The organism is Pseudomonas sp. 22490 (assembly GCF_052044465.1).
Lineage (GTDB): Bacteria > Pseudomonadota > Gammaproteobacteria > Pseudomonadales > Pseudomonadaceae > Pseudomonas > Pseudomonas aeruginosa.
Window position 1 is genome coordinate 217649 of the sequence record NZ_JBQENS010000004.1, and the last position, 23376, is coordinate 241024.

The 23376-nt window shown below is 67.0% G+C and carries 22 protein-coding genes; 20 read left to right on the forward strand and 2 right to left on the reverse strand.

The features are described 5' to 3' along the window. The first annotated feature begins 167 nt into the window (after window positions 1-167). The 4 genes from mexM (at window position 168) to ACTJJX_RS06465 (ending at window position 6648) form a co-directional block, all read left to right on the forward strand. On the forward strand, window positions 168-1325 hold the full coding sequence (mexM, locus tag ACTJJX_RS06450; protein WP_003083025.1) for a multidrug efflux RND transporter periplasmic adaptor subunit MexM: 1158 nt from the start codon (window positions 168-170) through the stop codon (window positions 1323-1325). Further along, the gene (mexN, locus tag ACTJJX_RS06455) at window positions 1322-4432 is read left to right on the forward strand and encodes a multidrug efflux RND transporter permease subunit MexN (RefSeq protein ID WP_016851833.1); all 3111 of its coding nucleotides are present in this window, start codon (window positions 1322-1324) and stop codon (window positions 4430-4432) included. The genes mexM and mexN overlap by 4 nt, the downstream gene beginning before the upstream one ends. A gap of 103 nt (window positions 4433-4535) precedes the next feature. After that, complete coding sequence (locus tag ACTJJX_RS06460; protein ID WP_003083028.1) at window positions 4536-5225, forward strand: heavy metal response regulator transcription factor; 690 nt, start codon at window positions 4536-4538, stop codon at window positions 5223-5225. Then, window positions 5203-6648 carry a sensor histidine kinase gene (locus ACTJJX_RS06465; RefSeq protein WP_003083034.1) on the forward strand — a complete coding sequence of 482 codons (1446 nt, stop codon included), beginning with the start codon at window positions 5203-5205 and terminating at the stop codon, window positions 6646-6648. Before ACTJJX_RS06460 ends, ACTJJX_RS06465 begins: the two co-directional genes overlap by 23 nt. A gap of 8 nt (window positions 6649-6656) precedes the next feature. Here ACTJJX_RS06465 and ACTJJX_RS06470 read toward each other — a convergent pair whose 3' ends face one another. Both ACTJJX_RS06470 and ACTJJX_RS06475 read right to left on the reverse strand, forming a co-directional pair. Continuing rightward, window positions 6657-7064, reverse strand: a complete 408-nt coding sequence (locus ACTJJX_RS06470; RefSeq protein WP_003083036.1) for a YbaN family protein — start codon at window positions 7062-7064, stop codon at window positions 6657-6659. Window positions 7065-7075: 11 nt separating this feature from the next. Beyond that, the gene (locus ACTJJX_RS06475) at window positions 7076-7663 is read right to left on the reverse strand and encodes a UPF0149 family protein (RefSeq protein WP_016851832.1); all 588 of its coding nucleotides are present in this window, start codon (window positions 7661-7663) and stop codon (window positions 7076-7078) included. A 187-nt stretch (window positions 7664-7850) separates the two neighbouring features. On the opposite strand from ACTJJX_RS06475, the gene ACTJJX_RS06480 reads away from it, so the two are divergent. From ACTJJX_RS06480 to ACTJJX_RS06555, 16 genes are all read left to right on the forward strand, one after another. Further along, window positions 7851-9134, forward strand: a complete 1284-nt coding sequence (locus tag ACTJJX_RS06480) for a flagellar hook-length control protein FliK (RefSeq protein WP_016851831.1) — start codon at window positions 7851-7853, stop codon at window positions 9132-9134. A 243-nt stretch (window positions 9135-9377) separates the two neighbouring features. Beyond that, window positions 9378-9899: a flagellar basal body-associated protein FliL gene (gene fliL / locus ACTJJX_RS06485; protein WP_003083042.1), complete on the forward strand. Its 522-nt coding sequence runs from the start codon at window positions 9378-9380 to the stop codon at window positions 9897-9899. A gap of 7 nt (window positions 9900-9906) precedes the next feature. Beyond that, the gene (gene fliM / locus ACTJJX_RS06490) at window positions 9907-10878 is read left to right on the forward strand and encodes a flagellar motor switch protein FliM (protein WP_003083045.1); all 972 of its coding nucleotides are present in this window, start codon (window positions 9907-9909) and stop codon (window positions 10876-10878) included. A 27-nt stretch (window positions 10879-10905) separates the two neighbouring features. Further along, on the forward strand, window positions 10906-11379 hold the full coding sequence (gene fliN, locus ACTJJX_RS06495; RefSeq protein WP_003083049.1) for a flagellar motor switch protein FliN: 474 nt from the start codon (window positions 10906-10908) through the stop codon (window positions 11377-11379). 1 nt (window position 11380) lies between these two features. Continuing rightward, complete coding sequence (gene fliO / locus ACTJJX_RS06500) at window positions 11381-11833, forward strand: flagellar biosynthetic protein FliO (RefSeq protein ID WP_003083051.1); 453 nt, start codon at window positions 11381-11383, stop codon at window positions 11831-11833. Then, on the forward strand, window positions 11830-12597 hold the full coding sequence (gene fliP / locus ACTJJX_RS06505) for a flagellar type III secretion system pore protein FliP (RefSeq protein WP_003083052.1): 768 nt from the start codon (window positions 11830-11832) through the stop codon (window positions 12595-12597). Before fliO ends, fliP begins: the two co-directional genes overlap by 4 nt. 44 nt (window positions 12598-12641) lie before the next feature. After that, window positions 12642-12911: a flagellar biosynthesis protein FliQ gene (fliQ, locus tag ACTJJX_RS06510; protein ID WP_003083053.1), complete on the forward strand. Its 270-nt coding sequence runs from the start codon at window positions 12642-12644 to the stop codon at window positions 12909-12911. Next, on the forward strand, window positions 12911-13687 hold the full coding sequence (fliR, locus tag ACTJJX_RS06515) for a flagellar biosynthetic protein FliR (RefSeq protein ID WP_003083054.1): 777 nt from the start codon (window positions 12911-12913) through the stop codon (window positions 13685-13687). Before fliQ ends, fliR begins: the two co-directional genes overlap by 1 nt. 2 nt (window positions 13688-13689) lie before the next feature. Beyond that, window positions 13690-14826 (forward strand): flagellar biosynthesis protein FlhB, encoded by a 1137-nt coding sequence (gene flhB, locus ACTJJX_RS06520; protein ID WP_003083056.1) that lies wholly within the window; start codon window positions 13690-13692, stop codon window positions 14824-14826. A gap of 72 nt (window positions 14827-14898) precedes the next feature. Beyond that, a complete protein-coding gene (locus ACTJJX_RS06525) occupies window positions 14899-16167 on the forward strand; it encodes a TPM domain-containing protein (protein WP_003118682.1) in 1269 nt (422 codons plus the stop codon). Between the two features lie 32 nt (window positions 16168-16199). Continuing rightward, a complete protein-coding gene (locus ACTJJX_RS06530; RefSeq protein ID WP_010793988.1) occupies window positions 16200-17543 on the forward strand; it encodes a TPM domain-containing protein in 1344 nt (447 codons plus the stop codon). 138 nt (window positions 17544-17681) lie between these two features. Next, window positions 17682-19805 (forward strand): flagellar biosynthesis protein FlhA, encoded by a 2124-nt coding sequence (gene flhA, locus ACTJJX_RS06535; protein WP_003083059.1) that lies wholly within the window; start codon window positions 17682-17684, stop codon window positions 19803-19805. Between the two features lie 83 nt (window positions 19806-19888). Then, window positions 19889-21178 carry a flagellar biosynthesis protein FlhF gene (gene flhF / locus ACTJJX_RS06540; protein WP_003083061.1) on the forward strand — a complete coding sequence of 430 codons (1290 nt, stop codon included), beginning with the start codon at window positions 19889-19891 and terminating at the stop codon, window positions 21176-21178. Between the two features lie 138 nt (window positions 21179-21316). Next, window positions 21317-22159 (forward strand): flagellar synthesis regulator FleN, encoded by an 843-nt coding sequence (fleN, locus tag ACTJJX_RS06545; protein ID WP_003083064.1) that lies wholly within the window; start codon window positions 21317-21319, stop codon window positions 22157-22159. Then, entirely contained in the window at window positions 22156-22899 is a 744-nt protein-coding gene (gene fliA, locus ACTJJX_RS06550; RefSeq protein ID WP_003083070.1) for an RNA polymerase sigma factor FliA, read from the forward strand. Before fleN ends, fliA begins: the two co-directional genes overlap by 4 nt. Window positions 22900-23000: 101 nt before the next feature. Beyond that, complete coding sequence (locus ACTJJX_RS06555) at window positions 23001-23375, forward strand: chemotaxis response regulator CheY (RefSeq protein WP_003083073.1); 375 nt, start codon at window positions 23001-23003, stop codon at window positions 23373-23375. The last annotated feature ends 1 nt before the right edge of the window (window position 23376 follow it).

Genomic DNA, 23376 nt, shown 5'->3' on the forward strand with positions numbered 1-23376 from the left:
GAAGGACTCAGCGAAGTCTACGAGAGCGCCGGGCGGCCTGCCAGCGCGGGGTGTCCGGCGAAACTGACAGGATTGTCATTCAGGGGTCAGGGTGGGGTCCCGCTGCGCTGCTTATAAAGAAGAACGAAGTCGGCCGCGCGAGGCCGGCCACTGGGAAAGGTGGACAGATGCAGGCGTTGCGCAGTGGTGGGGGACGGGTCCTGGTGGGCGTGCTGGCGGCGGGCCTGGTCGCCTTCGGCGGTTGGGCATGGCTCGGCGGCGACGCCGGGGCGAAGGCGGCGCCCGCGCCGGCCAGGGTCCCGGTGAACGTGGCGCGGGTGGAGCGGCGCGACGTCGAGCAACAGGTCAGCGGCATCGGCACGGTGACTTCGTTGCACAACGTGGTGATCCGCACCCAGATCGACGGCCAGTTGACCCGCCTGCTGGTGAGCGAAGGGCAGATGGTCGAGGCGGGCGAGTTGCTGGCGACCATCGATGACCGCGCCGTCGTCGCCGCGCTGGAGCAGGCTCAGGCCTCCAGGGCGAGCAACCAGGCCCAGCTGAAATCCGCCGAGCAGGACCTGCAACGCTACCGCAGCCTGTATGCCGAGCGTGCGGTGTCGCGCCAACTGCTGGACCAGCAGCAGGCGACGGTCGACCAGTTGCGCGCGACCCTGAAGGCCAACGATGCCACCATCAACGCCGAGCGGGTGCGCCTGTCCTACACCCGGATCACCTCGCCGGTATCCGGCAAGGTCGGTATCCGCAACGTCGATGTCGGCAACCTGGTGCGGGTCGGCGACAGTCTCGGCCTGTTCAGCGTGACCCAGATCGCACCGATCTCCGTAGTCTTCTCCCTGCAACAGGAACAGTTGCCCCAGTTGCAGGCGCTGCTCGGCGGCGAGGCGGCGGTGCGCGCCTACAGCCGCGACGGCGGGAGCGCGCTGGGCGAGGGCCGGTTGCTGACCATCGACAACCAGATCGACAGTTCCACCGGTACCATCCGCGTGCGCGCCTCCTTCGATAACCGCCAGGCCCGGCTCTGGCCCGGGCAGTTCGTCGCGGTGAGCCTGCACACCGGGGTCCGGCGCGACCAGTTGGTGCTGTCGAGCAAAGCGGTGCGCCGCGGCCTGGAGGGCAATTTCGTCTACCGGGTCGCCGCCGACCGGGTCGAGGCGGTGCCAGTGCGGGTGCTCCAGGACATCGACGGCCTCAGTGTGGTGGAAGGCCTGGCCAGCGGTGACCAGGTGGTGGTGGACGGCCACTCGCGGCTGATGCCCGGCGCCCTGGTCGATATCCAGGAGCCGCGCCCGAGCCTGGCTCAGGCGGCGGAGCGGCAGCCGTGACGCCGCGCGCCGGGATTTCCGGCTGGTGCGTACGGCACCCGATCGCCACCGCGCTGCTGACCCTGGCCTCGCTGCTGCTGGGGCTGCTGGCGTTCCTCCGGCTCGGTGTGGCGCCGTTGCCGGAGGCGGACTTCCCGACCATCCAGATCAACGCCTTGCTGCCCGGCGGTAGCCCGGAAACCATGGCCTCGTCGGTGGCCACCCCCTTGGAAGTGCAGTTCAGCGCGATTCCCGGGGTCACCGAGATGACTTCCAGCAGCGCCCTGGGCACCACCACCCTGACCCTGCAGTTCAGCCTCGACAAGAGCATCGACGTCGCCGCCCAGGAGGTCCAGGCGGCGATCAACGCCGCGGCCGGGCGGCTGCCGGTGGACATGCCGAACCTGCCGACCTGGCGCAAGGTCAACCCGGCGGACAGCCCGATCATGATCCTGCGGGTCAACTCGGAGATGATGCCGCTGATCGAACTCAGCGATTACGCCGAGACCATCCTCGCCCGCCAGCTCAGCCAGGTGAACGGCGTGGGGCAGATCTTCGTGGTCGGCCAGCAGCGCCCGGCGATCCGCATCCAGGCCCAGCCGGAAAAGCTCGCCGCCTACCAGCTGACCCTGGCCGACCTGCGCCAGTCGTTGCAGTCGGCCAGCGTCAACCTGGCCAAGGGCGCGCTCTACGGCGAGGGGCGGGTGTCGACCCTCGCGGCCAACGACCAGTTGTTCAACGCCAGCGACTATGACGACCTGGTGGTCGCCTACCGCCAGGGCGCGCCGGTGTTCCTCAAGGACGTGGCGCGGATCGTCTCGGCGCCCGAGGACGACTACGTGCAGGCCTGGCCGAACGGTGTGCCCGGGGTGGCACTGGTGATCCTCCGCCAGCCTGGGGCGAACATCGTCGATACCGCCGACGCGATCCAGGCCGCATTGCCGCGCCTGCGCGAGATGCTCCCGGCGACCATCGAGGTAGACGTGCTCAACGATCGCACCCGGACCATCCGCTCGTCGCTGCACGAGGTCGAACTGACCCTGCTGCTGACCATTGGCCTGGTGGTGCTGGTGATGGGCCTGTTCCTCCGCCAGCTGTCGGCGACCCTGATCGTCGCCACGGTGCTGGCGGTGTCCCTGAGCGCCAGCTTCGCGGCGATGTACGTGCTCGGCTTCACCCTCAACAACCTGACCCTGGTGGCGCTGATCATCGCCGTCGGCTTCATCGTCGACGACGCCATCGTGGTCGTGGAGAACATCCACCGACACCTGGAAGCGGGCGCCTCGAAGGTCGAGGCGGCGCTCAAGGGCGCGGCGGAGATCGGCTTTACCGTGATTTCCATCAGCTTCTCGCTGATCGCCGCGTTCATTCCCCTGCTGTTCATGGGCGGGATCGTCGGCCGGCTGTTCCGCGAATTCGCGGTCAGCGTGACGGTGGCGATCCTGATCTCGGTGCTCGCTTCGCTGACCCTGGCGCCGATGCTGGCTTCGCGCTTCATGCCGGCATTGCGGCATGCCGACGCGCCGAGAAAGGGCTTCGCCGAATGGCTGACCGGCGGATACGAGCGCGGCCTGCGCTGGGCGCTCGGGCACCAGCGGCTGATGCTGGTCGGCTTCGCCTTTACCGTGCTGGTGGCGGTGGCCGGCTACGTCGGGATTCCCAAGGGTTTCTTCCCCTTGCAGGACACCGCCTTCGTCTTCGGCACGAGCCAGGCTGCCGAGGATATCTCCTACGACGACATGGTCGCCAAGCACCGGCAACTGGCCGAGATCATCGCCAGCGACCCGGCGGTGCAGAGCTACAACCATGCGGTGGGCGTCACCGGCGGTAGCCAGAGCCTGGCCAACGGACGTTTCTGGATCGTCCTCAAGGACCGTGGCGAGCGCGATGTCTCGGTCGGCGAGTTCATCGACCGGCTGCGCCCGCAACTGGCGAAGGTGCCGGGAATCATGCTCTACCTGCGCGCGGCGCAGGACATCAACCTCAGTTCCGGACCCTCGCGGACCCAGTACCAGTACGCCCTGCGCAGCAGCGACAGCACCCAGCTGGCGCTCTGGGCGCAACGCCTCACCGAGCGCCTGAAGCAGGTGCCGGGGCTGATGGATGTGTCCAACGACCTGCAGGTCGGCGCCAGCGTCACCGCGCTGGACATCGACCGGGTGGCCGCGGCGCGTTTCGGCCTCAGCGCCGAGGATGTCAGCCAGACCCTCTACGACGCCTTCGGCCAGCGCCAGGTCGGCGAGTACCAGACCGAGGTCAACCAGTACAAGGTGGTCCTCGAACTCGATGCGCGCCAGCGCGGCCGCGCGGAAAGCCTGGACTGGTTCTACCTGCGCTCGCCGCTGAGCGGCGAGATGGTCCCGCTGTCGGCCATCGCCAAGGTCGCGGCGCCGCGCTCCGGGCCGCTGCAGATCAACCACAACGGCATGTTCCCGGCGGTCAACCTGTCCTTCAACCTGGCTGCCGGGGTGTCCCTCGGCGAGGCGGTGCAGGCGGTGCAGCGCGCCCAGGAGGAGATCGGCATGCCCTCGACCATTATCGGCGTGTTCCAGGGCGCGGCGCAGGCCTTCCAGAGTTCGCTGGCCTCGCAACCGCTGCTGATCCTCGCCGCGCTGATTGCGGTGTACATCATCCTCGGGGTGCTCTACGAGAGTTTCGTGCATCCGCTGACGATCCTTTCGACCCTGCCCTCGGCGGGGATCGGCGCGGTGTTCCTGCTCTGGGCCTGGGGCCAGGACTTCTCGATCATGGCGCTGATCGGCATCGTGCTGCTGATCGGCATCGTCAAGAAGAACGGCATCCTCATGGTCGACTTCGCCATCGTCGCCCAGCGCGAGCAGGGCATGAGCGCGGAGCAGGCGATCTACCAGGCCTGCCTGACCCGTTTCCGGCCGATCATGATGACCACCCTGGCCGCGCTGCTGGGCGCGATACCCCTGATGATCGGCTTCGGCACCGGTTCCGAGCTGCGCCAGCCTCTGGGCATCGCGGTGGTCGGCGGGCTGCTGGTGAGCCAGGTGCTGACCCTGTTCAGCACGCCGGTGGTATACCTGGCCCTGGAGCGGCTGTTCCACCGGCGCGGGGCGACGACCTCGGACGGCGGAACCGCTGGGGCGACGGCGACATGAGGCGTAACGGACACGGCTTTCCTGGACGGCGGCGCGTGGCTAGGATGCAGGCAGGCATGCGTCCCGCCCGGGATGCGAAGGCGAACAGAGGATCGGGCGATAGATGCGGGTACTGATTGTCGAGGACGAGGCGAAGACGGCGGACTACCTGAACCGTGGCCTCAGTGAACAGGGGTTCACCGTGGACCTGGCGGACAACGGCATCGACGGTCGCCACCTGGCGCTCCATGGCGAGTACGACGTGATCGTGCTCGACGTGATGCTGCCGGGCGTCGACGGCTACGGCGTTCTGCGGGCGTTGCGCGAGCGGCGGCAGACCCCGGTGATCATGCTCACCGCGCGCGAGCGCGTGGAAGACCGGGTGCGCGGGCTGCGCGAGGGCGCCGACGACTACCTGATCAAGCCGTTCTCCTTCCTCGAACTGGTCGCCCGCCTGCAGGCCCTGACCCGGCGCGGCGGCAACCACGAAAGCCATTCGCAGATGCGCATCGCTGACCTGTCCATCGACCTGCTCAGCCGCAAGGTCTTCCGCGGCAACACTCGCCTGGAGCTGACTGCCAAGGAGTACGCGCTGCTCTGCGTGCTGGCCCAGCGCAGCGGCGAGATCCTATCGAAGACGGCGATCGCCGAACTGGTCTGGGACATCAACTTCGATACCGACACCAATGTCGTGGAGGTGGCGATCAAGCGCCTGCGCGCCAAGCTCGACGGTCCGTTCGAGAACAAGCTGCTGCATACCATCCGGGGCATGGGCTACGTCCTGGAGAACCGTGCGCTGGCGGAGTCGGGCTGAGGTGGGCATGTCCTTGTCGACCCGCCTGGCGGGAATGTTCGCCGGCGCCGCGGTGGTGATCTTCGCCCTCATCGGCACCATGCTCTATTGCATCCTCGACCGCCAGACCGAGCGCCTGCAGCAGGGCGAGGTGGACGTGCGCTTCAACATGGTCTCGCGGATGCTCGACCATCCCGACCTGGCCGAGCGCTGGCCGCACCTGCAGGGCAAGCTGGACAACCTGAGCCAGGAGTACGAGCTGATTCGTTTCTGGATCGACAGCGACGACCCGCGCTATCACTACGGGCGCTTCAGCGAACCGGTGCAGCGGCTGATCGCCGATGGCGCCGGCCGCTACGAACTGGAGTTGCCGGAGCACCGGTACGCGCTGACCGCGCGGGTCGGCGTGTTGCCGGCGCGCGAGGGGCGGCCGCGGCTGACCTACGTCACCGCCATCGACAGCGCGGCGTTCCATGAGGCGCGGACCTCCACCCTGAAATGGCTGCTCGGCCTGTCCGCCCTCGGTGTGCTGCTGGCCTCGTTGCTTGGCCACTGGATCGCCCGCCTGGGCCTGTGGCCAGTGCATCGGCTCTCCGAGGAGGCCCGGCGGATCAGCCCGCGGCAGTTGTCGCAGCGCTTGCAGCTCTCGCCGCTGCCGGCCGAGCTGCGCGAACTGGTGGGAGCGTTCAACGGCGCCCTGGACCGCCTGGAGCAGGCCTACGTGCGCCTGGAGTCGTTCAATGCCGACGTCGCCCACGAGCTGCGCACGCCATTGACCAACCTGATCGGCCAGACCCAGGTGGCGTTGTCCCGCGAACGCAGCGGCGAACATTACGAAGAGGTCCTGCAATCCAACCTGGAGGAGCTGGAGCGGCTGCGGGCGATCGTCAACGACATGCTGTTCCTCGCCCGCGCCGACCAGGGACGCCTGGCCTGCGAGCGCGAGGAAACCTCGCTGGCCGGCGAGATCGCGACTACGGTGGATTTCCTCGAGGTGATCTTCGACGAGGCTGGGGTTGGCATCGAGGTGCGCGGCGAGGCCCGCGCGCTGGTCGAGCGCGCCCTGTTCCAGCGGGCGGTGACCAACCTGCTGTACAACGCCGCTCAGCACACCGCCGCCGGCGGCACGCTGCGGGTCGGCGTCGAGCGGCGTGGCGACGAAGTGCGGGTGGCGGTGAGCAACCCCGGCGTGCCGATCGCCGACGAGCACCGCAGGCACCTGTTCGAGCGCTTCTATCGGGTCGACGCGGCGCGCAGCAACAGCGAGGCCAACCACGGCCTCGGCCTGTCCATCGTCAAGGCGGTGGCGAGCATGCACGGCGGTTCGGTGTTCGTCGACAGCGCGGACGGCTGGAACACCTTCGGCTTCACCGTGCTGAGCCCCGAGCGGCGCGGGCCCGGCGACCGCTTGCCGCTGGGCGAGGGCGATCCGGCGCTGTCCTGAGCGGGCCCTCAGGCGTCGTGCGGCGGGCGGGTCTTCTGGCGGAGGATATAGATGCTGACCAGTACCGCGCTGGTCAGCATGAAGCCCTGGGCCCAGGGGCGTCGGACCAGGTAGCAGGAAAGGGCGATGCTGGCCCACATCAGGCCGATGGCGTAGACCTTGCCCTTGAGCGGGATGCCTTCGCCGTCGAGATAGTCGCGGATCCACGGGCCGAGCCGTGGATGGCCGACCAGCCAGTGGTAGAAGCGCGGCGAGCTACGCATGAAGCAGGCCGCCGCGAGGAGCAGGAAAGGCGTGGTCGGCAGCACCGGCAGGAAGATGCCGATCACGCCCAGGGCTACGCTTAGGAAACCCACGGCCTGGAGGCTATAGCGCACCCAGACGCGAGCGCTCGGGCGAATTTCCCGCTGCGCCACCGCGGCGCTCCTTAGTGCGTGCGCGGCTTGAGCAGGGCGGGCTTTTCTTCCGGCGCCTGGCAGAGCAGGAACAGGTTGGTCAGCAGGTCGGGAATCTGCGCGACCATGTCGTCCACCAGGTGGCGGTCGCGGGCGATCTCGTCGAACTCGGGCTGCTCGTCGAACAGGCCGGAGCCGACCATGATCGGCAGCAGCAGCTCGCTGACTTCCTCCTCGGCCTGCTCGAACCAGACTTCCTCGCGAAGGAACACGCCTTCCATGAAGCCGATGCACCAGCCGCGCAGGTCGGAGTCGTCCGGCGCGTCGCCGAGGTCGAGGTCGCAGGGCAGCTCGAGGTCTTCGTCGCTGGCCAGCACGCGGGTGATGTGCGCCTTGAGCTGCTCGAGGGAAGTCTCGATCTCCTGGCGCTCCTCATCGCTGCGGTAGTGCGGCGGTTCGGCGAACAGGGCGTCGATCCACTCCCGCTCCGGCACCTGCTCCGGGCAGATGGAGAGGGCGGTCAGGTAGCCGTGGGTCGCCACGTAGTCCAGCGCTTCTTCGTGCAGGTCATCGGCATCGAGGAAGGCTTGCAGACGGGACAGTTTTTCGGCGAAGGACATCAGGGTACTACCTCGGGAGGGATGCGGCTCTGGATTGTAGTCCAGACGGGACCTGCGGGCAAAGCGAGCGTGCCTGCTGCGGCGCCCTGGCGAGCGTTTCACGGACGCTCTCGGCGAAGTTGGCCCGGACCTTGCTCCATCCCTTGCGCAAGCCACGATGCAATCCCTTCGCAAATGGAGAATTCCCATGGCCGTCGCCCCTGGTGTGTTGTTGCCGCCGACGCCTGATGTAAAGCCCAAGGCCGCTGCGCCGAAGAGCCAGCAGAAAACGCCTGAGCCCAGTAACGACAAGACTTCCAGCTTCTCCGACATGTATGCCAAGGAGACCGCGAAGAAGCCCGCCGAGTGCGCCGACGGTCCCGCGAAGGGTTCGCGGGACAAGCCACGGGACGCCGGCAAGGACGCCGTCGAAGCGCAGCCGACGGATGCCGCCAGGCAGCCGGCCGTTGCCGAAGACGGCAAGCCTTTGCCGGCCGACGGCCAGGCCAAGGCCGACGGCGAAGATAAAGTCGAAACGCCGGTCGATCCGCTGCAATTGCTCGGCCTCGGCGGTGCCGTACCGTTGCTCGACGAGAATACCCAGGCGACTTTGCTGCCACCGGCCGTGCCGACGGCCAGCAGTGCTCCGGCCAGCCTTACCGAAGCCAGCAGCGACCCGACCCTGGTCAAGCTCAACGGCGTGCCGGCGGTGAACATGGCCCTGGAGCAGGGCGCCCAGGACGCCGCGCAGACGGCGAAAGGCGGGCCGGCGAAGAGCGCCGATCCCCGCCAGGCGAACCTCGGCGATGCCCTTGCCGGCCTGACCTCGGATTCCTTGACCAAGGCCGTCGACGGCAAGGCGCTCGAGGCCCAGTTGCAGCAGACCGCCGAGCCGGCCGTCGCCAGCGCCGCCTCCGAGAGCCTGCTGGAGAGCAAGGCGGAACCCCGCGGTGAACCTTTCGCGGCCAAGCTCAACGGGCTGACCCAGGCCATGGCGCAACAGGCCCTGACCAACCGTCCGGTGAACGGCACGGTGCCCGGCCAGCCGGTGGCGATGCAGCAGAACGGCTGGAGCGAGGCGGTGGTGGACCGGGTGATGTGGATGTCCAGCCAGAACCTGAAGTCGGCGGAGATCCAGCTCGACCCCGCCGAGCTGGGACGCCTGGACGTGCGCATCCACATGACCGCCGACCAGACCCAGGTGACCTTCGCCAGTCCCAACGCCGGCGTTCGCGACGCCCTGGAAAGCCAGATGCACCGGCTGCGCGACATGTTCAGCCAGCAGGGCATGAACCAGCTCGACGTGAACGTCTCCGACCAGTCGCTGGCGCGGGGCTGGCAGGGCCAGCAGCAGGGCGAGGGCGGATCGGCGCGCGGACGCGGCTTGGCCGGCGAGGCCTCGGGCGATGAGGAAACCCTCGCCGGAGTCAGCGAGATCCGCAGCCGGCCGGGTGCGTCGGCGGCGCGCGGTCTGGTCGACTACTACGCCTGAGGCGAACGACTGCATTTCCCCTTTGGGCCTCCTGCGGGAGGCCTTTCTTTTTCCGGAGCGGGCAATTTCGCAAAAGACGGGGATGATTTCCTGTGGCCAGGCTGTAATATCCGCGCCGTCTATCATCTCGGACAGCCCTCCAGGGCTGGTCCCAGGAGGCGGGGCGGCGTTGCAGAAATGGCACAACCCTTGCTCTGCCCCTGTGAAACCCTTCATTTGACGCTATAGCGACGGATTTTTGGCATGGCTAAGAAAGAGGCGACACCCGCCGACGCGGGGGCTCCGAGCGGCGGCAAGAGCAAGCTGAAGCTGATCCTGCTGATCGTGGTCGGCCTGCTGCTGGCGATCGGCCTGTCGGTGGGCGGCACCTGGTTCTTCCTCAGCAAGTCGCTGAAGGCCGAGAAGACCGAGGAAGTCGCCAGCGAGGCGGCGAAGCCGGGCAAGCAGCCGGCGCTCTACGAGATCCTGGCGCCGGCCTTCGTCGTCAACTTCAACCAGAACGGCCGGCAGCGCTACATGCAGGTCGGCGTCGCGTTGATGGGGCGCGACAAGGCGCAGATGGACGCATTGCGCGAGCACATGCCGCTGGTTCGCAATAAACTGGTGATGCTGTTCTCGAGTCAGAGTTTCGACTCGCTGGTGACTCCGGTGGGCAAGGAAATGCTCCGCCAGCAGGCGACCGCCGGATTGCAGGAACTGGCCAAGAAGGAAACCGGCCAACTGGCTATCGAACAAGTGTTGTTCACCAATTTCGTGCTGCAGTAGGTATCCCATGGCCGTGCAAGATCTGCTTTCCCAGGATGAAATCGACGCGCTGTTGCACGGCGTCGACGATGGCCTGGTGGAAACCGAAGTCGAGGCGACGCCGGGATCGGTCAAGTCCTATGACCTGACCAGCCAGGACCGCATCGTCCGGGGCCGCATGCCGACCCTGGAGATGATCAACGAGCGTTTCGCCCGCTACACCCGCATCAGCATGTTCAACCTGCTGCGCCGTTCGGCCGACGTCGCGGTCGGCGGCGTGCAGGTGATGAAGTTCGGCGAGTACGTGCACTCGCTGTACGTTCCCACCAGCCTCAACCTGGTGAAGATGAAGCCGCTGCGCGGCACCGCGCTGTTCATCCTCGACGCCAAGCTCGTGTTCAAGCTGGTGGACAACTTCTTCGGCGGCGACGGCCGCCACGCCAAGATCGAGGGCCGCGAGTTCACCCCGACCGAACTGCGGGTGGTGCGGATGGTGCTGGAGCAGGCCTTCGTCGATCTGAAGGAAGCCTGGCAGGCGGTGCTGGAGATGAACTTCGAGTACGTCAACTCGGAGGTCAACCCGGCCATGGCCAACATCGTCAGTCCCAGCGAGGTGGTGGTGGTCTCCACCTTCCACATCGAACTGGACGGCGGTGGCGGCGACCTGCACATCACCATGCCCTACTCGATGATCGAGCCGATCCGCGAGATGCTCGACGCCGGTTTCCAGTCCGACCACGACGACCAGGACGAGCGCTGGATCAAGGCCCTGCGCGAGGACGTGCTGGACGTCCAGGTACCGCTCGGCGCCACCGTGGTCCGCCGCCAGCTCAAGCTGCGCGACATCCTGCACATGCAGCCGGGCGACGTGATCCCGGTGGAGATGCCGGAACACATGGTGATGCGCGCCAACGGCGTGCCCGCCTTCAAGGTCAAGCTGGGCGCCCACAAGGGCAACCTGGCGCTACAGATTCTCGAAGCGGTCGAGCGCTCGCGCTGACCGCTTCCCCCGGAGGAAAGACGAACCATGGCAGACGAAGAAAAAGTGACCACCGAGGAACAGGCACTGGCCGACGAGTGGGCGGCGGCGCTGGCCGAGGCGGGCGACGCCAGCCAGGACGACATCGATGCGCTGATGGCCCAGGGCGGCGCGACTCCCGTGGCGGAGCCGAGTACCCCGCGGGCGCCGATGGAAGAGTTCGGCGCTTCGCCGAAGGCACCGACCATTTCCGGCCTGGAGGGGCCCAACCTGGATGTGATCCTGGACATCCCGGTGACCATTTCCATGGAGGTCGGGCATACCGACATCAGCATCCGCAACCTGCTGCAGCTCAACCAGGGGTCGGTGATCGAACTCGATCGCCTGGCCGGCGAGCCGCTGGACGTACTGGTCAACGGCACCCTGATCGCCCACGGCGAGGTGGTGGTAGTGAACGAGAAGTTCGGCATCCGCCTGACCGACGTGATCAGTCCCAGCGAACGCATCAAGAAGCTGCGCTGACATGCGTCGCTACCTGTTCGCCGGCTTCCTGCCGGCACTCGCCTCGCTGAGCGCGCCGCTGTGCGCCGCGGAGGGGACGACGGGTGCCGCCGCGCCGACGGTGGGCGCCGCTTCCGGCGCCGCCGCGCAACTGGCCCAACTGGTGCTCGGCCTGGGCCTGGTGATCGGCCTGATCTTCCTGCTCGCCTGGCTGGTGCGCCGGGTGCAACAGGCCGGTCCGCGAGGCAACCGCTTGATCCGCACCCTCGCCAGCCAGCCGCTGGGTCCGCGCGACCGGCTGGTGCTGGTGCAGGTCGGTGAGGAGCAGATCCTGCTCGGCCTGACGCCCGGCCGGATCACGCCGTTGCACGTGCTCAAGGAGCCGGTACACCTGCCGGACGGCGAGCCGGCCACGCCGGAATTCGCCCAGCGCCTGCTGGAGCTGCTGAACAAGGACCCCAAGGGCAAGCCATGACTCCGCGCATCTCCCTGGCCGGCGCGCTCGCCGCGCTCTGCCTTCTGCTGCTGGCGCCGTGGCCGGCGCTGGCCGCCGACCCGACATCGATCTCGGCGATCACCGTGACCACCAACGGCCAGGGCCAGCAGGAGTATTCGGTCAGCCTGCAGATCCTGCTGATCATGACCGCGCTGAGCTTCATCCCGGCGTTCGTCATGCTGATGACCAGCTTCACCCGGATCATCATCGTCTTCTCCATCCTGCGCCAGGCGCTGGGCCTGCAATCGACGCCGTCGAACCAGGTGCTGGTGGGGCTGGCGCTGTTCCTGACCATGTTCGTCATGGCCCCGGTGTTCGACAAGATCAACAGCCAGGCCCTGCAGCCCTACCTGAACGAGCAGATTCCCGCCCAGGAAGCCCTGCAAAAGGCCGAGGTACCGCTGAAGGCGTTCATGCTGGCGCAGACTCGCACCTCCGACCTGGAGCTGTTCGTCCGCCTGTCCAAGCGCACCGACATCGGCAGCCCGGAGGCGACGCCGCTGACCATCCTGGTCCCGGCCTTCGTCACGTCCGAGCTGAAGACCGCGTTCCAGATCGGCTTCATGATCTTCATCCCGTTCCTGATCATCGACCTGGTGGTGTCCAGCGTGCTGATGGCGATGGGCATGATGATGCTGTCGCCGCTGATCATTTCCCTGCCGTTCAAGATCATGCTGTTCGTCCTGGTGGATGGCTGGGCGCTGATCATCGGGACGCTGGCGGGCAGTTTCGGCACCGTCTAGCGGTGCCGCCGGCTTGACGCGCCGCTGGCGCGCTGGAGAGAGACATGACCCCTGAGGTGGCACTCGACCTGTTCCGCGAGGCGTTGTGGCTGACGGCGATGATCGTCGGCGTGCTGGTGGTTCCGAGCCTGCTGGTCGGTCTCGTGGTGGCGATGTTCCAGGCCGCCACCCAGATCAACGAACAGACCCTGAGCTTCCTGCCGCGCCTGATGGTGATCCTGCTCACCCTGATCGTGCTGGGTCCCTGGCTGCTGCGGCAGCTGATGGAATACACCCAGACGCTGATCGGCAACATCCCGCTGCTGATCGGCTGATGCTGGAGCTGACCAACGCGCAGATCGGCGGCTGGATCGCCAGCTTCGTGCTGCCGCTGTTCCGGGTCGCGGCGCTGCTGATGACCATGCCGGTGATCGGCACCCAGCTGGTGCCGGTGCGGGTGCGACTGTACCTGGCGCTGGGCGTCTGCGTGGTGCTGGTGCCGAACCTGCCGCCGATGCCGCAGGTGGACGCGCTGAGCATGAAGGCCATGCTGCTGATCGGCGAGCAGATCCTGGTCGGCGCCTTGCTCGGCTTTTCCCTGCAGTTGTTGTTCCACGCCTTCGTGATCGCCGGGCAGATCATCTCGATGCAGATGGGCCTGGGCTTCGCTTCCATGGTCGACCCGGCCAACGGCGTCTCGGTGCCGGTGCTCGGCCAGTTCTTCACCATGCTGGTGACGCTGCTGTTCCTGGCGATGAACGGACACCTGGTAGTGTTCGAGGTAATCGCCGAGAGCTTCGTCACCCTGCCGGTGGGCGAGGGCCTGAGCGGCAACCATTTCTGGATCATCGCCGGCAAGCTCGGCTGGGTGATGGGCGCGGCACTGCTGCTGGCGCTGCCGGCGATCACCGCGCTGCTGGTGGTGAACCTCGCCTTCGGCGCCATGACCCGCGCGGCGCCGCAACTGAACATCTTCTCCATCGGCTTTCCGTTGACCCTGGTGCTGGGCCTGGTGATCCTCTGGATCGGCACCGCCGACCTGCTCAGCCAGTACCAGGTGCTGGCCGGCGAGGCCCTGCAATTCCTCCGTGAACTGGTGCGGGCGAAATAGCCATGGCCGAGAGCGAAAGCGGGCAGGACAAGACAGAGGAACCCACGGAGAAACGCCGCCGCGAGGCGCGCGAGAAAGGGCAGTTGCCGCGTTCGCGGGAGCTGAACACCCTGGCCATCCTCATGGCCGGCGCCGGCGGCCTGCTGATCTACGGCGCCGACCTGGCGGGCGCCCTGTTGCGCCTGATGCGCAGCAATTTCGAGCTGTCCCGGGAAACCGCGATGAATACCGAGAGCATGCTGCAATTGCTCGGCGCTTCGGCCTACCTGGCTGCCCAGGGGCTCTGGCCGATCCTGCTGATGCTGCTGGTGGCGGCGATCGTCGGGCCGATCGCCCTCGGCGGCTGGCTGTTCTCGATGGACGCACTGCAACCCAAGTTCAGCCGGCTCAACCCGCTGTCGGGGCTGAAGCGGATGTTTTCCGCCAAGTCGCTGCTCGAACTGAGCAAGGCGCTGATCAAGTTCCTGGTGGTGCTGGCGGTGGCCCTGCTGGTGCTCTCCGCCGACCGCGACGCCCTCCTGGCGCTGGCGCACCAGCCGCTCGAGCAGGCGATCCTGCACAGCGTGCGGGTGGTCGGCTGGAGCGCCTTCTGGATGGCCTGCAGCCTGCTGCTGATCGCCGCGGTGGACGTGCCCTACCAGATCTGGGACAACCGCCAGAAGCTGCTGATGACCAAGCAGGAAGTCCGCGACGAATACAAGGACTCCGAGGGCAAGCCCGAGGTCAAGTCGAAGATCCGCCAGATGCAGCGCGAGATGGCGCAGAGACGGATGATGGCGGCGGTGCCGGAGGCCGACGTGGTGATCACCAACCCGACCCACTTCGCCGTAGCCCTGAAGTACGACCCGGCGGGCGGCGGGGCGCCGCTGCTGCTGGCCAAAGGCAACGATTTCCTGGCCCTGAAGATCCGCGAGGTGGCCCAGGAGCACAAGGTGATGGTCATGGAGTCGCCGGCGCTGGCGCGAGCGGTGTACTACTCCACCGAGCTGGACCAGGAGATTCCCGCCGGGCTCTATCTCGCCGTGGCCCAGGTGCTGGCCTATGTCTACCAGCTCAAGCAGTACCAGGCCGGCAAGGGCAAGCGGCCGAGCCCGTTGAAGGACCTGCCGATCCCGCCGGACCTGCGTCGCGACGAGTGACCTGGCTGGAGCTACGCGCCGCGCTGTGGCAGCCTTGGCCGATACTCGCTTGGGATGAGAGCTTTGCCGTTCATGGATCGAACCTTGTCTGATCGTATTTTCCCGCCTGTCCTCCTGTTGCTCGCCCTGGCCTGGCTGCTGCCCTGGATGCCTGCGCACGCCGAAGCGCCGGCGGAATGGGTCGCCTTGCCCCTGTCGGAGCGGGTGGTGGATGCCACCCACACGCTGGACGAGGCGACGCGCCAACGCCTGGTGGAGAAGCTCGAGGCGCTGGAGCGGCGACGCGGTGCGCAGATCGCGGTGGTGATGCTGCCGACTACCGGTACCCTCGATATCGAAGCCTTCTCCGACAAGTTGTTCCAGGCCTGGAAGCTCGGCCGCAAGGCGGTCGACGACGGTCTGCTGCTGGTGGTGGCCAAGGATGACCGGCGCATGCGCATCGAGGTCGGCTACGGCCTGGAGGGTGCGGTGCCCGATGTGGTCGCCGGACGGATCATTCGCGAGCGGATGGCCCCGGCATTTCGCGAGGGCGACTACGCCGGCGGGATCGAGGCCGCGGTGGACGAGCTGATCCGCCTGGTCGACGGCGAAACGCTGCCGGCGGCCGCGTCGTCGGGTGCGCCGAAAGTCTCGCTGGGGCAATTGCCGGCGGAAGCCTGGGCGCTGCTGGTCGCCTTCATCTACGGATCGTTGGCCGGAGTGCTGTTGAGTGCCCGGGCGCTGCGCTGGCCCTGGCTGCTCGGCGGGGCGCTGCTCTGCTGGCTGCTGGGCACGCTGGCCGGCGCTTCCGGCGAATGGATGAGCGTGCTGCTGGTCGCTCCGCTGTGCATGCTGGTCGGCGGCGCGACCTTCGGCGCGCTGTGGACGGTGCGCCCGGCCTTCTACCTGGTGATCGGCGTACTGGTCTATGTAGCCCTGCTCGGGCTGGCGGCGCATTGGTTCAGCGCGGTGTCCTTCATCTACGGCCTGCTGTGGCCGGCCGGGGTGCTGATGCTGGCGGTTCTCTGCTGGTCGAACTACCGCCTGATGCGCTCGCTATGGCGTGAGCGGCGGAAAAGTTTCCACCGCCGACTGTGGGCGTTGCTGGCGGCCTACCTGCTGCTCGGATTGCTGTCCGGTGGCCTGGACGCACCGCTGGTCTGGCTGGCCCTGCTACCGTTCCAGCTCATGCTCGGGCTGCTGGTGTTCGGCCAGGTACGCCTGAGTGGGGGTGGTGGAGGCTCGTCGGGAAGCTCCGGCGGCGGTTCCTCCTCCTCTTCCTCCTCTTCCTCCTCGTCGTCCGGCGGCTTTTCCGGGGGCGGTGGTTCCAGCGGCGGAGGCGGTGCGTCGGGCAGTTGGTAATGGGTTCCCGTTCATTTCATTCGGAGACAAGGATGTCTGCAATCACGCGTTATCTCGCCATGCTTCGCCTGTTCGGCATGCTGCTCTGCGCCGCCGCGATTCCCTCCGTTGCCACCGCGACGGTGCCGGTCACCGTCGCGGTGGCAGCGTCCGATGTCGAGGAGGAGGCCGTGGAGGCATCGGCGGTCGGCGCCGAGGCCGAGGCAGCGCGCGATGCGGGCTACGAGTCCGCGGAGGTTCCAGCGCTGGCGCGGCGGGTGACCGACCTTACCGCGACCCTCGACGCCGCCGAGCGTGCCCGCCTGGAAGCTTCGCTGGCCGCGCTGGAGGCCCGGAAGGGTGCCCAGGTAGCGATCCTGATGGTGCCCAGCACCTATCCGGACAGCATTGAGGCCTATGCGACGCGGGTCTTCGAGGCGTGGAAGCTGGGGCGCAAGGGGATCGATGACGGCGTCCTGGTGCTGGTGGCGAAGGACGACCGGCGCATGCGCATCGAAGTCGGCTATGGCCTGGAAGGAACGATCACCGACATCGATGCCGGGCGGATCATCCGCGAATACATGACCCCTGCGTTCCGTCAGCAAGACTACGCCGGCGGCCTGGAAGCGGCGGCGCAGCGCCTGGTACGACTGATCGACGGCGAGGCGTTGCCGCCGCCGCCGCGCGACCCGCTGGAGCCCGGCGCGGTACGGCAGACCCTGGCTATCGCATTCCTGCTCGGCGCTCTCGGCGGGGTGGCGCTGCTGGTACGTCCGCGCGCCTGGTACTGGACCCTGGGGGCGGTAGTGGCGCTCGCTGCGGCGTTGGCACTGGGGCGGCACTGGCCGGCAGGGGCGATGGTGGCGCTGGCGGAGATGGTGGCGGTCCTGGGCGTCGGCTTCGGCGCGTTGCTCAAGTATTCGCGCGGTGCCCGCTGGTTCTTCGCCATTCTTGTGCTCTATGCGCTGGGGCTGTTCTGGGCCTACCGCCGTTATGGCCTGCCGGTGCTCCATTACGGATTGGCCGTGCCGCTTTCGCTGGGACTGACCCTGCTGATGCTGGCCGGTGCCTGGCAGGGGCTGCGCAGAGGACGGCGCTGGGCCTACCTGCCGGGCCTGCTCGGCCTGCTGCTGACCCTGGCCCTGGAGTGCCTGCTGTTGCTGGTGGACGACCCGCTGAACAGCATCGAGGCGCTGATCATCCTGCCCGCCGCTTGCCTGCCGCTGCTCATCGGTTGCAATTTCAGCGCCGGCGGCTCGGGGGGAGGGCGTCGACGCGGCGGCGATTACGCTAGCTCATCGGGTTCCTCGTCGTCCAGTTCGTCCAGTTCGTCTTCGGACTCGTTCTCCGGCGGCGGAGGCTCGAGTGGCGGCGGTGGCGCCTCCGGTAGTTGGTGATTGGCGAAAACCCTTTTCAATCAATGAATTGAAAAGTTGGAACGGTTCCTGCAATGACCCGCCCGACGCGCATTCCGGCGTCAAAAGTTTGTTCGGCGCCCACCTACGGGCGCCATACGCAGGGCAGGGGAGTCGAGAGTGGATCGCACGCAACTGATCAGCAATGTGCGCAGCAACCTGGCGGGACTGGGGCGCGGCAGCCTCGGCGTGCCGGTCCTGCTGCTGGCCATGCTGGCGATGATGACCCTGCCGATCCCGCCATTCCTGCTGGACGTGCTGTTCACCTTCAACATCGCCCTGTCCATCGTCGTCCTGCTGGTCTGCGTGTACGCCCTGCGGCCGCTGGACTTCGCCGTGTTCCCGACCATCCTGCTGGTGGCGACCCTGTTGCGCCTGGCGCTGAACGTTGCCTCGACCCGCGTGGTGCTGCTCCACGGCCACGACGGCCATGGCGCCGCAGGCAAGGTGATCCAGGCCTTCGGCGAAGTGGTGATCGGCGGCAACTACGTGGTCGGGGTGGTGGTGTTCGCGATCCTCATGATCATCAACTTCGTGGTGGTGACCAAGGGCGCCGGGCGGATTTCCGAAGTCAGCGCGCGCTTCACCCTGGATGCCATGCCCGGCAAGCAGATGGCCATCGACGCCGACCTCAACGCCGGCCTGATCGAGCAGGAGGAAGCCAAGAAGCGCCGCAGCGAGGTGGCCCAGGAGGCCGACTTCTACGGTTCGATGGACGGTGCCAGCAAGTTCGTCCGCGGCGACGCCATCGCCGGCCTGCTGATTCTCTTCATCAACCTGATCGGCGGCGTCGCCATCGGCATGATCCAGCATTCGATGTCCTTCGGCGATGCCGGCAAGGTCTACGCCCTGCTGACCATCGGTGACGGCCTGGTGGCACAACTGCCGTCGCTGCTGCTGTCGACCGCGGCGGCGATCATGGTGACGCGGGTCTCCAGTTCCGAGGACATGGGCCAGCAGGTCAACCGGCAGATGTTCGCCTCGCCCAAGGCGCTGGCGATTTCCGCGGCGATCCTGATCGCCATGGGCGCTGTGCCGGGCATGCCGCATGTTTCCTTCATCGGCCTCGGCGCCCTGGCCGGCGCTGCCGCCTACTGGATCTGGCACCGGCAGAACAAGGCCAAGCAGGTCGCCGAGCAGGAGGTGCAGCGCCAGCAGGAGCTGCTGCCGGCGCAGCGCGCCCAGGAGGTCAAGGAACTGGGTTGGGACGACGTCACCCCGGTGGACATGGTCGGCCTGGAAGTCGGCTACCGGCTGATCCCGCTGGTCGACCGCAACCAGGGCGGGCAACTGCTGGCGCGGATCAAGGGCGTACGCAAGAAGCTGTCCCAGGAGCTGGGCTTCCTGATGCCCTCGGTGCACATCCGCGACAACCTCGACCTGCTGCCCAACGCCTACCGTCTGACCCTGATGGGGGTCAGCGTGGCCGAAGCGGAGATCTATCCCGATCGCGAGCTGGCGATCAACCCCGGCCAGGTATTCGGCAGCCTCAACGGCATCGCCGGCAAGGACCCGGCCTTCGGCCTGGAGGCGGTATGGATCGAGCCCGGCCAGCGCGACCAGGCGCAGTCGCTGGGCTACACCGTGGTGGATGCGAGCACCGTGGTCGCCACTCACCTGAACCAGGTGCTGCACAAGCACGCCCACGAGCTGCTGGGCCATGAAGAAGTGCAACAGCTCCTGCAATTGCTCGCGCGCAGCTCGCCGAAGCTGGCGGAAGAGCTGGTGCCGGGGCTGATTTCCCTGTCCACCCTGCTCAAGGTCCTGCAGGCGCTGCTCCAGGAGCAGGTGCCGGTGCGCGACATCCGTACCATCGCCGAGGCCATCGCCAACGTCGCTCCACGGAGTCAAGATCCCGGCGCGATGGTCGCCGCGGTTCGCGTCGCGTTGTCCCGCGCAATCGTGCAAAGCATTGTCGGGCTTGAGCCGGAGCTGCCTGTGATCACGCTCGAGCCGAGGTTGGAACAGATTTTGCTGAACAGCATGCAGAAGGCCGGACAAGGCTCCGAGGACGGCATGTTGCTGGAGCCGGGGATGGCCGAGAAGCTGCAACGCTCGCTGATCGAGAGCGCGCAACGCCAGGAGATGCTCGGTAAGCCGGCGATCCTGCTGGTTGCCGGACCGATCCGCTCGATGATGTCGCGCTTCGCGCGGATGGCGGTGCCCAGCATGCATGTGCTGGCCTACCAGGAAATCCCGGACAACAAGCAAGTCACCATCGTCGCGACGGTGGGACAGAACTGAACGAGGGCTGCGCCGGCTCCAGGGCCGGCACACCGGGCAACCTGAGGTTGCCGGCAAGACTACTGAACTGAGGGGTTCGGGCAATGCAAGTCAAACGCTTCTTCGCCGCCGATATGCGCCAGGCCATGAAACTGGTCCGCGACGAACTGGGTCCGGACGCCGCGATTCTCGGCAACCGCCGGGTCGCCGGCGGCATCGAGCTGACCGCGGCGCTGGATTACCAGGCCCCGCCGGCGCCGAGCAAGCCCAACCCGGCGCTGGAAGTGGAGCTGCGCAAGACCCAGGCGCGGATCGCCGAGGCGCGCGCCGAGTTGACGGCGCGTCCGGCGGAAACCCAGCGCAAGGACCGTCAATTGTTCGCCGAGGAGAAGCCGGCGCGTCCGTCCCTGGCCGAGTCCATGACGGCGGCGCAGGCCAAGCCCCAGGCGGGCGGCCAGACCCTCGAGGCAATGCGTTTCGAACTGAACGGCCTGCGCGAGCTGATCGAGGTACAACTGGGTTCCATCGCCTGGGGCCAGTTGCAGCACCAGCGTCCGCAGCAGGCCAATCTCTGGCGGCGCCTGCAGCGCATGGGCTTGCCGGCGGAGCTGAGCAAGCCGTTGCTGGAGCGGGTCGCCGCGGTGGGCGATACGCGCCAGGCCTGGCGCATGCTGTTGGCGCACCTGTCGCGTGCCGTGCAGACCCCCGAGCAGGACCCGCTCGACGCGGGCGGCGTACTGGCCCTGGTCGGCCCGGCAGGTGCCGGCAAGACCACCACCCTGGCGAAGATGGCCGCGCGCTACGTCCTCAAGTACGGCGCCCAGAGCCTGGCGCTGGTGAGCATGGACAGCTACCGGATCGGCGCCCAGGAGCAGATCAAGACCCTCGGTCGGATCCTCAACGTACCGGTGACCCTGGTCGATCCCGGCCAGTCGCTGATCCAGGCCCTGGCGCCGCTGGCGCGCAAGCGCATGGTGCTGATCGATACCGCCGGCCTGCCGGCCAGCGACCCGGCATTGCGCATGCAGCTCGAGGCACTGGCGTCGCCGAGCCTGAACGTGAAGAATTACCTGGTGATGGCCACCACCAGCCAGAGCCAGGTGCTCAAGTCGGCCTACCAGACCTATCGGCACTGCGGGCTGGCGGGTTGCATCCTGACTAAGCTGGACGAGGCGGGCAGCCTCGGTGAATCGATGGCGCTGGCTATCGCCCAGCGTCTCCCGGTAGCCTATCTGGCGGATGGGCCGCGGATTCCGGACGACCTGCAGGTGGCGCGCAGTCACCAACTGGTCAGCCGGGCGGTGAGCCTGCAGGCACCGGAAGAGCCCAGCGAGGACGCCATGGCCGAGATGTTCGCCGGGCTCTACCAGCAACCGGCGCGGCGTGCCGGCTGAGGACGTGGGAAGAACCGCGCGTGGCGCGGGTGACGGAAGCGAAGGTGGCTTCCGCCGGGCCGGGAGCGATGGCGCATCGTTCCCGCCAATACCGGAGAGCGCTGGAAGGGGCGTTCCGGGAAGACGACAACACAAGGTATGAAGCAGATGGGTAGCATGCATCCCGTACAGGTGATCGCAGTAACTGGCGGCAAGGGCGGCGTCGGCAAGACCAATGTGTCGGTGAACCTGGCACTGGCTCTGGCCGATCTCGGCCGTCGCGTCATGCTGCTGGATGCCGACCTCGGCCTGGCCAACGTCGACGTCCTGCTGGGACTCACGCCCAAGCGCACCCTGGCCGACGTGATCGAGGGACGCTGCGAACTGCGCGATGTCCTCCTCCTCGGTCCCGGTGGCGTGCGCATCGTTCCCGCGGCCTCCGGCACGCAGAGCATGGTGCACCTCTCGCCGATGCAGCATGCGGGGCTGATCCAGGCGTTCAGCGATATCAGCGACAACCTCGATGTCCTGGTCGTCGACACTGCCGCTGGGATCGGCGATTCGGTGGTCAGTTTCGTCCGCGCCGCGCAGGAGGTGCTGCTGGTCGTCTGCGACGAGCCGACCTCGATCACCGATGCCTACGCCCTGATCAAACTGCTCAACCGCGACCACGGCATGACCCGCTTCCGGGTCCTGGCCAACATGGCCCACAGCCCGCAGGAAGGACGCAACCTGTTCGCCAAACTGACCAAGGTCACTGACCGTTTCCTCGACGTCGCACTACAGTATGTAGGTGTCATCCCTTACGACGAGTCGGTACGCAAGGCCGTGCAGAAACAGCGAGCCGTATACGAGGCATTCCCCCGCTCGAAGGCGTCCCTGGCCTTCAAGGCGGTCGCGCAGAAGGTCGATAGCTGGCCGCTGCCGGCCAACCCGCGCGGGCACCTGGAGTTCTTCGTCGAACGACTGGTCCAACACCCCGCGACAGGTTCGGCCGTATGACAGCGGCCTCTGGAGTGCGTATGTATAGCAAGGCGCAAGCGCAGAACTCCCAGGAGCAACTGATCCAGCGTTACGCACCACTGGTCAAGCGCATCGCCTATCACCTGCTCGGCCGCCTGCCGGCCAGCGTGCAGGTGGAGGACCTGATGCAGGCCGGCATGATCGGCCTGCTCGAGGCCGCGAAGAAATACGACGCCGGCAAGGGCGCCAGCTTCGAGACCTATGCCGGCATCCGCATCCGTGGGGCCATGCTCGACGAGGTCCGCAAGGGCGACTGGGCGCCGCGTTCGGTGCACCGCAACACGCGCATGGTGACCGACGCGATCCGCGCGATCGAGGCGAGAACCGGACGCGACGCTAAAGATCACGAAGTTGCTGCCGAACTCCAATTGAGCCTCGAAGATTACTACGGCATCCTCAGCGACACGCAGGGCAGCCGCCTGTACAGCTTCGACGACCTGTTGCAGGACGGCGAACATGGATTGCCGGAAGACACCAGCCTCAGTCACAACGAACCGATCCACGGCCTGCTCGACGAACGTTTCCAGGCGGCCCTGGCGGATGCCATCGCCAAGTTGCCGGAGCGCGAGCGCCTGGTGCTGGCGTTGTATTACGACGAGGAACTCAACCTCAAGGAGATCGGCGAGGTACTGGGCGTCAGCGAATCGCGGGTCAGCCAGTTGCACAGCCAGTGCGCCGCGCGTTTGCGCGCGCGCCTGGCCGATTGGCGGTCGGCCTGAACCGGCCTCGACCGCAGCTTGTAACCGTTAACGCAAAAGAATGTGTGGCGCGTCCCCTGGGGCGCGCTCTGGTCTGTACGGAGGTTTACTTGGACAAGAACATGAAAATTCTCATCGTGGACGACTTTTCCACGATGAGACGCATCATCAAGAACCTCTTGCGGGACTTGGGCTTCACCAATACCGCCGAGGCCGACGACGGCACCACGGCGCTGCCGATGCTGCACAGCGGCAATTTCGACTTTCTCGTCACCGACTGGAACATGCCGGGCATGACCGGCATCGATCTGCTGCGCGCGGTTCGCGCCGACGAGCGCCTCAAGCACCTGCCGGTGCTGATGGTCACCGCCGAGGCCAAGCGCGACCAGATCATCGAAGCGGCCCAGGCCGGGGTCAACGGCTATGTGGTCAAACCCTTCACCGCTCAGGTCCTGAAGGAAAAGATCGAGAAGATTTTCGAGCGGGTCAACGGCTGAA

Coding starts and splice junctions, on each gene's coding strand:
- ACTJJX_RS06480 (WP_016851831.1), top strand. CDS start 7,851: ATGGCCGTCGCCCCTGGTGTGTTGTTGCCGCCGACGCCTGATGTAAAG.
- fliN (WP_003083049.1), top strand. CDS start 10,906: ATGGCAGACGAAGAAAAAGTGACCACCGAGGAACAGGCACTGGCCGAC.
- flhF (WP_003083061.1), top strand. CDS start 19,889: ATGCAAGTCAAACGCTTCTTCGCCGCCGATATGCGCCAGGCCATGAAA.
- ACTJJX_RS06460 (WP_003083028.1), top strand. CDS start 4,536: ATGCGGGTACTGATTGTCGAGGACGAGGCGAAGACGGCGGACTACCTG.
- fliR (WP_003083054.1), top strand. CDS start 12,911: ATGCTGGAGCTGACCAACGCGCAGATCGGCGGCTGGATCGCCAGCTTC.
- fliO (WP_003083051.1), top strand. CDS start 11,381: ATGCGTCGCTACCTGTTCGCCGGCTTCCTGCCGGCACTCGCCTCGCTG.
- fliM (WP_003083045.1), top strand. CDS start 9,907: ATGGCCGTGCAAGATCTGCTTTCCCAGGATGAAATCGACGCGCTGTTG.
- ACTJJX_RS06475 (WP_016851832.1), bottom strand. CDS start 7,663: ATGTCCTTCGCCGAAAAACTGTCCCGTCTGCAAGCCTTCCTCGATGCC.
- fleN (WP_003083064.1), top strand. CDS start 21,317: ATGAAGCAGATGGGTAGCATGCATCCCGTACAGGTGATCGCAGTAACT.
- fliL (WP_003083042.1), top strand. CDS start 9,378: ATGGCTAAGAAAGAGGCGACACCCGCCGACGCGGGGGCTCCGAGCGGC.
- ACTJJX_RS06555 (WP_003083073.1), top strand. CDS start 23,001: ATGAAAATTCTCATCGTGGACGACTTTTCCACGATGAGACGCATCATC.
- fliQ (WP_003083053.1), top strand. CDS start 12,642: ATGACCCCTGAGGTGGCACTCGACCTGTTCCGCGAGGCGTTGTGGCTG.
- flhB (WP_003083056.1), top strand. CDS start 13,690: ATGGCCGAGAGCGAAAGCGGGCAGGACAAGACAGAGGAACCCACGGAG.
- mexM (WP_003083025.1), top strand. CDS start 168: ATGCAGGCGTTGCGCAGTGGTGGGGGACGGGTCCTGGTGGGCGTGCTG.
- ACTJJX_RS06525 (WP_003118682.1), top strand. CDS start 14,899: ATGGATCGAACCTTGTCTGATCGTATTTTCCCGCCTGTCCTCCTGTTG.
- fliP (WP_003083052.1), top strand. CDS start 11,830: ATGACTCCGCGCATCTCCCTGGCCGGCGCGCTCGCCGCGCTCTGCCTT.
- ACTJJX_RS06530 (WP_010793988.1), top strand. CDS start 16,200: ATGTCTGCAATCACGCGTTATCTCGCCATGCTTCGCCTGTTCGGCATG.
- fliA (WP_003083070.1), top strand. CDS start 22,156: ATGACAGCGGCCTCTGGAGTGCGTATGTATAGCAAGGCGCAAGCGCAG.